The following is a 1,191-nucleotide window of genomic DNA, read 5'->3' as shown; positions in this document are numbered from 1 at the left end:
TAGACAACCGGTTGCCATCGGTACTGGCCGCGTTGCTGGCAGACAGCACTAGCCCGGAAACCCTGCGCACCATGCTGTCTTCGTTTCTGAATATACAGCCAGAGCATCCAGGAATCATTGTTACAGAACCACGCCCAGCGGTAGTAAAGCCCCCAACCAGTAGCGTTTCAGCAAAGAATCTGGCGGGTTCTTTACCTGAATAGGCAAGAAATGATGTTATATCATTACACTTTCAAAGAATCATAAACTAGGACGCTCAGCCTTTGTGGCCGGGCGTCCCCTTCTGGTGAGGTTTTTCTTTTTCAATAAATATCAGTGACATAAATATACCCTTGAATGTATGTTCTAACTATTATTGGAATCATGCTAATTACCTATCATTAGACAGTCATATACGTAACAAACTAGGGGCAGTTTGTTTTTCTATAAATGCATCTTCAGATAAATTAACAAAAAATTTGATACCTCTGGGAAGCTCAATGCTCACTGGTTTTTGGTCTTTGAGTGTGACAATTTTCAACGGAATTGACACAGACTTGATGACATCTCCAACCAATTTCTCGTCCACGTAGTGGACAGCATCATAATAATTGATATCACCACTGATTTCAGCGATATAGCCTGTCTTTACTTTCATTAACTCAATATACATAATTGCCGCTGTATATTTTTTATCGAAGTCATCACGATAAGCTTTACCAGGTAATGGGCGTAAAGCATAGAGTATGAAATGGCGAGCACTTTTTTCCTTAAGCAAGCTATCTACAGGATTTACATACTTGGTTACACCTGAAACAGGGGACTGCATTTCAGTTTTCAAGTACAACGGTTTGTTATTTTTAAACTGTGATGAACATCCGGTAAGGAGAAGCGTAGAAATTATAACAATACTAGTAAAATCCTTCACCCTGTATTTTCCTCTTGGTTTTACACATTACATCTAGATATATCAAATTAATTACCCCCACTGACACACAATCAATATCACAATTGAGTAGAGAGTTTGAAATATATCGTTAAAACGAATAACTCAATTTTATAGGTCTTCCTGAATACTGATTATGCGTCCTTAGGAGCAGCTTTTCACTGAAGGCAAAGCCGTAACCGAAAAAACTCACTATTATTGATCTTGATAGAAACCTGACTCATGGATGTACGAATACTTATTAAACGAGTTCCAGTTATCTCGAC

The 1,191-nt window shown here is 38.7% G+C and carries 1 protein-coding gene and 1 pseudogene; one reads left to right on the top strand and one right to left on the bottom strand.

Going from position 1 to position 1,191, the window contains the following annotated elements:
* Positions 1-203 (top strand): annotated as a pseudogene (locus ADK28_RS32710) (plasmid stabilization protein); the annotation flags it as partial.
* Positions 204-388: 185 nt separating this feature from the next.
* Here ADK28_RS32710 and ADK28_RS07210 read toward each other — a convergent pair.
* Positions 389-907 carry a hypothetical protein gene (locus ADK28_RS07210; protein ID WP_152929655.1) on the bottom strand — a complete coding sequence of 173 codons (519 nt, stop codon included), beginning with the start codon at positions 905-907 and terminating at the stop codon, positions 389-391.
* Positions 908-1,191: the final 284 nt, after the last annotated feature.

Origin of the sequence: Serratia sp. 506_PEND (assembly GCF_001076875.1) — a bacterium.
GTDB classification, from domain to species: Bacteria; Pseudomonadota; Gammaproteobacteria; order Enterobacterales; family Enterobacteriaceae; genus Serratia; species Serratia marcescens.
Note: the sequence above shows the minus strand (reverse complement) of the source record. Positions and strands in the feature narration are given on the sequence as shown.